This is a genomic window from Rhodovulum visakhapatnamense, from assembly GCF_004365965.1.
In the GTDB taxonomy this organism is placed as follows: Bacteria; Pseudomonadota; Alphaproteobacteria; order Rhodobacterales; family Rhodobacteraceae; genus Rhodovulum; species Rhodovulum visakhapatnamense.
Window position 1 is genome coordinate 1 of sequence record NZ_SOEB01000052.1, and the last position, 8,070, is coordinate 8,070.

Sequence of the window (8,070 nt, forward strand, 5' to 3'; positions counted from 1 at the left end):
GCGGAGACCTCCTGGAACTCGCCCACGGTGGCGGGCGGCGCGTAGGATTTGAGCCAGCCCTCGAAGAGCCAGACCGTGCCGCCCGGGAAGGTGACCCGGATCTGGCGCACCGCGCCCGAGGCCTTCAGCCCGATCAGCAGCCGGTCGGTGGCCGAGCCCTCGATCCAGTTCATGCCGACCGTGCATTCGCCGGGATCGAGCAGCCCCGGGCGGGATTCCTTGGTCCGGTTCGGCGACTTCATATGGGTCGCGTCATGTTCGTCGCGCTGCTGGTCGGGCAATGCCACCGACTTGACCTCGGCCAGGTCGAGGAAGGTCGTGGCGGCGGCATCCTCGGCCACCTCCACGCCATAGCCCCAGGCGATATCCGCCTCGCTCATCTCTCGTTCTCCTTGTTGTGAAGCCTGTGATGGACGATCAGGTCGGCCAGGATCCGGTGGATCCCGCTGCCGTCCCGGTCGGTGTCGAGCCCGTCGCGGAGCGCCTCGACGAAGATCCCGCGGACATCCGTCCCGCCATGGGGGCCGCGGATCCCGTCGAGCCGGGCGGTCAGCGCCGCCTCGACCTCGCCCGCCTCGGCCAGCGTGGTGGCGAGGATCTCGGCCTGGATCCGGGTCCGGCGCAGCGTGGTGACGCCCTTCATGTGATAGTCGCGCGTCGCGCCGACCCGCGTCAGCACCAGCGCGGGCAGGCCCTCGCCCGGCGCGCGGCGGCCCCAGGTGATGCGGGCGCCGACCAGATCCGCGAGGGCCGGATCGCGCAGCAGCAGGTCGGTCAGGTCGGCCTTGAGGCTCATCGGCCCGCTTTCCTCGCCAGCCGCTTCGCGCGGCGGGCGACGGTCGCGGCGATCTCGCGCCCGAGCCCGTCGGCAATATCGTCCAGCACCGCGTCGCGGGTCGCGTCCCAGGCCGGGCGCATGAAGGGCTGGGCGGGCATGGTGCCGGTCGAGCCGCCGCTTGCGAGATGCCGCTCGACGGTGCCGAACTCGACCAGATGGGCATGCGGGAGCGCCGCGGCGCCGCCGAAGAGCTCGACGGCGGCCTTGTCGTCGCTGACCAGCTTGCGGTGATCGCGGCGCTGTCTGGGGTCAAGCCGGGTCGAGACCGCGAGGCTTTCGGCCAGATCGCCGCTGGCGCGCGGCGCCAGATCCCGCGCCCGCTCGACGAAGATCTTCAGCGCCGCCGTGCCGACCCGGCGCAGAACGCCCCGGCCGGTCGATTTGGGCAGGTGTTCCACCATCATCTTTTCCAGGTCGGCCAAGCCCTCGACCGAGACGGGTTGCCTGCTCATGCCTCCTCCTTCCGGCCGGTGCTGACGGCCGAGACGTCGATCCAGGGGCCGCGTTCGGTGACGCCGGTGATGTTCCAGATCAGGCCCTCGGCCCGCAGCCGGTCGGCAGGCCCGAGGGTCCGGGTCAGGCCCTCGGCCAGGGCGGTGCGGCGCAGGGTGAAGCGGGCCGCGCGCACCGCGCCGATCTGGCCCGCCGCGGCGCGTTCGGTCTCGGTCAGATCCGTGCGCGCGGCCCAGAGCGTGGCAATCCCCGCCCAGGCGCCCGTGGGTTCGTTCAGCGCATTGCGCCCCGCGCCCTGGCGTTCGAAGGTGACGCGCCGGTCGAGCAGCGGGCTCATCGGCGGCACCGGGTCATCGGCGGCACCATATCCCGGGGCGCCGGTAGCGGGCCTGCCGGATCAGCGCCCGCGCCCCGAAGGCGATGCGGGGGCTTTCGACCGTCTCGATGGCGATTCCCGCCTCCAGCCAGTCCCGCGCGATCAGGATCACCGCCTGGGCCAGCGTCGGCGGCACGGTGTCCGGCCCCACGGAAAGCGTGATCGCCAGGGGAGATCCCGGCGGCACGCCCGCCAGCGCCCCGTCCGAGAACAGGATCTGCGGCTCGCTGTCGGCAAAGAGGAGCCAGGCGGCCCCGGCATCGAGATCGCCGGACGTGCCATCGGGGGCAGTCCAGCGGATTTCCGCGATCTCCCGCACCGGGGCGACGGGCACCCACCAGCGGCGGCCCTGTCCGGCCGCGGTCTCGAAGCGGACCCGGCGCGGGGTCAGCGGACGGCGCGTGGCGGTCTCGACCGCCGATTGCGCCGCCGCGAGACAGGCCTCGATCCGGGAATTGTCCGCATCGCCCTCCCAATGCGAGGCGCGTTTATACGCCTCGACACTGACGCCCAGAGGCGGGGTCTCGGCCAGGATCATGCCCCGGCCGATTCCCTGGCGGGGTCCTTGTCGGGAGCTTTGTCGGGCGCTTTCCCCTGCTTCGGCGGCGCGCCCGCCCGGGCCTTCGCCTCGGCCTGGGCCAGGGCGGCCTCGCGCGCGGCCAGCGCCGCCTCGCGCGCGGCCAGGTCGGCGGCGCGGGCCTCGATCTCGCCCGGATCGGCCGCCGCCGCCAGTTGCGCCTCGGCCGCCCGGTCGAAGACCGTCGCGACCGGGTCCTCGCCCCGGGTCAGCCTCGCGGCCAGCGCAGGCGCGAAGCCTGCCACCTCGCCGCGGTTGTAGCGCCCGTGGGCGCGGCGGAACTTCAGAATGACCTTGGTCATGTCGGATACCTCTCGGAATTGGGGAACGGTGGCGGGGCTCAGAGCGACCAGCCGGTGGCGGTGAAGCCCGCGATGGCCTCGTCATGGCTGGGGGCGAGATCGTGTTCGGAGACCGCGCGCATCAGCGTCAGATCCCGCTGGAAGGCCGAGATCGTCTCGCCATTGGCATCGACGAAGGCGGCCTCGGTCGAGGCGGCGATGGCGATCTGCATCGCGTCCCCGATCACCACCTCGTCGAAATCGGCGAAGGTGATCTCGGTCCCGTCGCCGCCCGCGCCCAGATTGTCGGGCACCTGCGAGGTGGTGCGGATCGGGTAGCCCTTCAGCGTCCCGCTGGCCTCGATCGAGGGAAAGACCGGGGTGCCGCGGTCATCGCGCAAGCTCGCGAGCCAGTTCTTGGCCGAGGCGCGCATGATCCAGCCGGGGCGCACCATGCCGACATTGGCGTCCTCGACCGTCGAGACCGCCCAGCGGACCGCCGCCTCGGCCGCCGCCGCCGTGCCCGCGATGCCGTCGCGCCAGTTCGCGGCCAGCGCCCAGCTGCGCAGGCCCTTCGGCGTGTCATTCGACCCGTCGCCGCGCAGGAAGGCCAGATCCTCGCGCAGCGCCATCGCCTTCAGCAGATCGTCGCGGGCATGCTGGGCCATGGCGACCGAGGAATGCCGCAGGAGGCTGTTCGACAGCGGCACCAGCGCGCGCAAGAGCTTGAAGGACTTGTCGACCGCATCGAAGCTCATCTCGCTTTCGGCGATGGCCGAGGTCTCGGCACCGTAACCGGCGGTCGCGCCCGCGCTCTGGCGCGCGGTGCGCAGCGCGCCCGCGGGCATCGGCACGGTACGCGCGCCCGAGGCGCGGACGGTCACGCGCGGGGTCAGCAGCGCGATCAGTTCCTCGGATTGCGCGGCGGGAATGGTGATGCCGCCCGCGGCCTCGGAGGCGCCCGACATGATCGCGGCGATGCCGGAATGGCCATCGGTCTCAAGCCGCGCCACCGCGCGCTCGCGGTCGCCCCGGCTGGCCGCCAGCGCATGCAGCATGAAGCCCACCTCGACGCCCCGATGCGCGGGATCGCGGGGGGTCGCGGCCTGTTGGGGCCGGGCCGTGCCGGTGGGGGCAGCCCCCCCCGTTCCCGGCGCGGGATCGTCGCCGCCCGTGGCGGCAGCGGCGCGGGCGGCCTCGGCGGCCTCGGCCCGGCCGACCTGGGCATTCAGCGTCTCGAAGCCCGCCTGGGCCTCGGCAAAGGCGGTCTCGGCCGCGGCGATGGCCTCGGTATCGGGCGTGTCCGCGCCTTCGAGGGCGGCCAGCGCATCGGCGCGGTCCTGCATCCGCTCGGCCGCCGCGCGGCGCTCCCGGCGCAGGTCGTTCAGGTCACGGGGTTTGGGCATGTCGGTCTCCTGATTGGCAAAAGCAGAAGCCCCGCCCGGAGCGATCCGGACGGGGCGGCAAGTTCCCGAGGTCGGGAAGTTCAGAGCGTGGCGCGGGCCTGCGCGGCGGCGGCTTGCGCCAGATGGCCCCGGCCCGAGCTCCGCCGGGCGGCGGGCCTGGGCGCGTGGGCGGCAAAGATCCGGTCATAGAAGGCCGCGCGGGTCTCGGCGCGGTCGGCGAGACCGCGGGCGATGGCCGCTTCCGGCCCGAAGGTCGCCCCGCCATCGACCGGATCGTCGGTCACCGACAGCCGCGCGGCCAGATCCTCGGGGGCGATGCCCCGGCCGCGGGCCACATCGGCATGGAAGGCCGCCTCGTGCGCATCGAGATCGCGCCGGATCTCGGCCCGGCCCGCCTCGGTCTCGGGGTTCGGCAGCTTGGCGCGCGCATGGGTCGAGGTGAAGATCTGCCACTGGTTGCCCCCGCCATCGGGGCCGACCGGCCAGCCCGCCTGGCGCATGACGCCAATCGAACCCGCGAGGCTGCCCGGCGTCATCGCAATGTCCGAGCACTGGCTCGCCAGGTGATAGCCCATCGAGGCCGCCAGCGGATTGACCAGCGCATGGACCGGCTTGACCGCCGCCAGCGCCGCGATGGCCCCCGCCGCCGCCGCGCCCCCCAGCACCAGCCCGCCCGGCGTGTCGAACTCGATCACCACCGCCGCGACGTCCTCGGCCGAGGCCAGCGCCCCGCAGGAGGCCTCGATCCCCGCGAAGGTCGCCCAGCCGAGGAAGCGTTCGAGGATCTCGGCATTCGGCGTCAGCACCCCCCGCACCGGCATCACCGCCACGCCCCGCGCGACCGCGAACCGCTCGCCCCGCGCGACCTCGACCGGCCCGGAAAGCGCAGGCCCGGCGGCAGGCGCGGCGGGCAGCGGCAGCCCCAGGAGCCCCGCGCCGAAGCTGCGGTCGAGCGCCAAGGGGGCGGCGCCCAGAAGGCTGCCAATCGTCGTTTCCATCAGTCCTTGTCCTCTTCGGTCTCGGCCCCGGCATCCTCTTTGCGCGTCATGTTCGCGGCCGGGTTCAGCCGGTCGCCGCCGTCGACGGGCGCGCGGCCGTCCTCGGCGCGGGCCTCGTTCGCGGTCAGGAACGGGCCGCCCACCGCCGCCTTCAGCGCGTCGTACCGCTCCTTCGTCGTCGCCTGCATCAGCGCGTCGTAATCGTGCCGGAAGAACAGCCCGGCGCGCCGCTCGGCCTCGGTCAGCACGCCGAGCGCCAGCTGCGCCTCGACGAAGCCGCCCCAGTGCAACAGGCAGTCGGTCTTGTAATCGATGGCCTGCTGCTGGCCGTTGGCCTTCACCCCGTGTTCCAGCATCTGCAGTTTCGAGGGCGGCACCCGGTAGATCGCCGCGATCTGTTCGCGGTCGAACTTGCGGCTTTCCAGCAGCTGCTGATCGGCGGCCGAGAGATCCAGCGACTTGATGTCGTCGGTCGCGCCGATGATCGGGATCCCGTTCGCTTCGGGGTCGATCAGGGCATTGCGGACCCGGCGGGCATTGCGGTGCCAGGCCTCGTCGTCCTCGTAGACATCCTCCATCTTCAGGACCGCGCGCATCTGCACGCCCGAGGCGGCGCGGGCCGCGGCCTCCTGGCCCGCGAGCGCCAGGCCGACCGACTCGGCCGCGACCTGCAAGGGGCTGCGGCCGGTCCAGCCGTCCTCGGCCATGTAGCGCAGATGCACCATGGCGCGGGACGGCGCCCGGCGCTGGATCCCGGCCCCGTCCTCGAAGGCATAAAAGCGCGCCCGGCCGTCGCGAAGCTCGCCGCAGAGATCGGGGCGGATCACATCCAGAAGCGTCAGCTCGCCCGCGCCGTCGCGCGGCGCATAGGCATAGGCCCGGCCGCGCAGCGCGAAGGCATAGACGAGGGCAAAGCGCGCGACCCTCGCGGCCACGCCCGGCGCGGATTCCGTATTCAGCAGATAGGTCGCGGCATGCTCGACCACCGGCTCGGCCCGGCTGGGCCCCATCCGCTGGTAGAGGCGCAGCGGCACCTTGGCGAGATCGCCCGCGATCACGTTGCAGCAGGCAAAGACCGTGGCATGGCGTTGGGCCACCAGCGGCGTCACCACCGGCAGCGAGCGCACGCGGGATTGCCCGCCCGCCCAGAGATCGCCGAACCACGGCGAAGGATCGCGCGTGCCCGAGGGATCGACAGGCCCGGCCGAGGCCATAGCCGAGGCCATGCCGGCCGTGACCGGCGGTTCGCGCCGCTGATCCTGCCGGAGTTCGGGCCGCGACCGGCCGCGGGTGAGGAAAGGAAGTCCGATCATACCGTTGCCACGTCCCGTGCCTTGCGTTTGCCCGCCTCGGCCTCGGCGCGGCCGAGCGCCATGATCGCGGCCACCGCCGGATCGATCCGCCCCTTCGAGCGCGCCTTGTTGGGCTTGATGTTCTCGGCCGCATCCTCGTCGCGATGCACATTGCCCACCGCCCAGGCCAGCACCGGATTGCCACCATGCCGGATCCGCCCCTGCGCCACCGCCCGCTCGAACCGCTTCATCGGCGAGGACATCGAGGCATAGCCCTGGCCGTGCTCGACCAGCGGGAACCGCCGCTTGACCAGCTCCTTCGCCACATACTTCATCCCCCAGCGGTCATAGGAGAGCTCGCGCAGATCGAAACGCGCCCGGATCCACTCCAGCCGCTCGATCACCCGGTCCTCGTCGATCACGCCGCCGCCATGCACCTCCAGCCAGCCCTGATCGCGCCAGGCGACATAGTCCCGCTTTTCCGATTGCGCCCGGGCGATGAAGCCCTTCGGCCCCGAGGGCAGAAAGGAATAGCTGATCAGGTACACCTGCCCGTCCTTCGGGATCGCGACGCAGATCGAGGTGAGGTCGGTCGTCTTCGACAGGTCCAGCCCCACCCAGGCGGGGCGGCCGTAGAGCGCCTCGGGCGCGAAGGGCTCGGCGCCCTTGTCCCAGATCTCGCGCTCGATCCAGGACTGCGCGCCCTCGGTCCAGAGGTTCATGTGCAGCCGCCGGAAGTTCGGCATCTTGCCCGAGATCACCGTCGCCTCGCGGTAAAGTTCCGCGAACCGATCCTCGCTGAAGGCTACGCCCAGATTGGGATTGGCCATCTTCCAGGCCACCGGATCGCCCACATCGCAATCGGCAGGCGGCTCAGCCACATAGGCAAAGAAGCTGTCATCGGCCACGTCGCCGCGCAGCACGGTCGCGGAATACTCCCTCAGTTCGCCGCAGATCGAGGCCATGTCGGCGCCTGCCGTGGTGATCGCCCAGTCGATGGGCTGGGCGCGGGCGATCATCGAGTTGACCACCACCTCGGCCAGTTCGCGGTCGGTCCAGCGGTGCACCTCGTCGCGGGCCACGAAACTGGGGTTGATGCCATCGGCGGAATTGCCGTCGCGGCTCAGCGTCCGGATCGTGCCATTGGTGATCGCGGTCGAGATCAGGTGCTTGTTGCCCGTGTCCATGAAGGCCGAGAGCGCGGGCGCGGCCTTGATCATCCGCCGCAGCTCGCGGAAGAGAAGCCCCGCCTGGTCCCGCGTCGTCGCGGTGCAGAAGCCCTGCGGCGCCGCCTCGCCGTCGAAGAGCTGGGTGTAGAGCATCGGCACCGCCGTGTCGGTGGTCTTGCCGTTCTTCTTCGCGACCTGATGATAGGTGGTGCGGAACCGGCGCAGCCCGTCATCCTGCTTCCAGCCGAAGACGGAGCCATGCCGGAAGACCTGCCAGGGGGTCAGATCCAGCGGGCGGCCCGCCGCCGGACCCGTCGTGTGCTGGATCAGCCGCGCGAAGTTCAGGACGCGCGAGGCCGCCTTGCAATCGAACCAGAGCCCGCGGTCGGCGCCGGTTTCCAGATCCATCAGATGGCGTTCGCAGGCCAGCCGCACCAGCGCGCCCGCCACCTCGCGCCCCTCGATCACGTCGAGCGCATAGCGCGACACGGGATGGTCAATCGGTTCCATCGAGGGTCCTCAGGATCTCGCCGAAGAGATCGCCCTGGCCGCCCGCGCTCATCCGCGCCTCGTCGACCGGCGTCATGCCGAACCGCGCGGCGAGCTGGTTCATGGTGGCAATGGCGTCCTGGCGCTGGCCCCAGACCGCGCGCTTCTTCTGCTGCCGCCCGTTCCGGGTC

Annotated in this window: 11 protein-coding genes; all 11 read right to left on the reverse strand. The window is 71.9% G+C overall.

Annotated features, from left to right (window positions below):
* Positions 1-380 (reverse strand): phage tail tube protein (locus EV657_RS20705; protein WP_208323337.1); only part of this gene is annotated, 380 nt, incomplete at its 3' end.
* Complete coding sequence (gp17, locus tag EV657_RS20710; RefSeq protein WP_134079715.1) at positions 377-796, reverse strand: tail completion protein gp17; 420 nt, start codon at positions 794-796, stop codon at positions 377-379. The genes EV657_RS20705 and gp17, both read right to left, overlap by 4 nt.
* A complete protein-coding gene (locus EV657_RS20715) occupies positions 793-1,290 on the reverse strand; it encodes an HK97-gp10 family putative phage morphogenesis protein (protein ID WP_134079717.1) in 498 nt (165 codons plus the stop codon). Before EV657_RS20715 ends, gp17 begins: the two co-directional genes overlap by 4 nt.
* Positions 1,287-1,628, reverse strand: coding sequence for a head-tail adaptor protein (locus EV657_RS20720; RefSeq protein ID WP_134079718.1), 342 nt, complete (start codon positions 1,626-1,628; stop codon positions 1,287-1,289). The genes EV657_RS20715 and EV657_RS20720 overlap by 4 nt, the downstream gene beginning before the upstream one ends.
* Positions 1,629-1,641: 13 nt before the next feature.
* Complete coding sequence (locus tag EV657_RS20725) at positions 1,642-2,205, reverse strand: head-tail connector protein (protein WP_134079720.1); 564 nt, start codon at positions 2,203-2,205, stop codon at positions 1,642-1,644.
* A complete protein-coding gene (locus EV657_RS20730; protein WP_134079722.1) occupies positions 2,202-2,546 on the reverse strand; it encodes a hypothetical protein in 345 nt (114 codons plus the stop codon). The genes EV657_RS20725 and EV657_RS20730 overlap by 4 nt, the downstream gene beginning before the upstream one ends.
* Positions 2,547-2,584: 38 nt before the next feature.
* The gene (locus EV657_RS20735) at positions 2,585-3,931 is read right to left on the reverse strand and encodes a phage major capsid protein (RefSeq protein ID WP_134079723.1); all 1,347 of its coding nucleotides are present in this window, start codon (positions 3,929-3,931) and stop codon (positions 2,585-2,587) included.
* An 80-nt stretch (positions 3,932-4,011) separates the two neighbouring features.
* Positions 4,012-4,929, reverse strand: coding sequence for a S49 family peptidase (locus EV657_RS20740; RefSeq protein WP_134079725.1), 918 nt, complete (start codon positions 4,927-4,929; stop codon positions 4,012-4,014).
* On the reverse strand, positions 4,929-6,242 hold the full coding sequence (locus EV657_RS20745) for a phage portal protein (RefSeq protein ID WP_425057278.1): 1,314 nt from the start codon (positions 6,240-6,242) through the stop codon (positions 4,929-4,931). The genes EV657_RS20740 and EV657_RS20745 overlap by 1 nt, the downstream gene beginning before the upstream one ends.
* A complete protein-coding gene (locus EV657_RS20750) occupies positions 6,239-7,900 on the reverse strand; it encodes a terminase large subunit (RefSeq protein WP_134079726.1) in 1,662 nt (553 codons plus the stop codon). Before EV657_RS20750 ends, EV657_RS20745 begins: the two co-directional genes overlap by 4 nt.
* On the reverse strand, positions 7,887-8,070 hold a 184-nt coding region (locus tag EV657_RS20755; RefSeq protein ID WP_166673755.1), incomplete at its 5' end, for a P27 family phage terminase small subunit. The genes EV657_RS20755 and EV657_RS20750, both read right to left, overlap by 14 nt.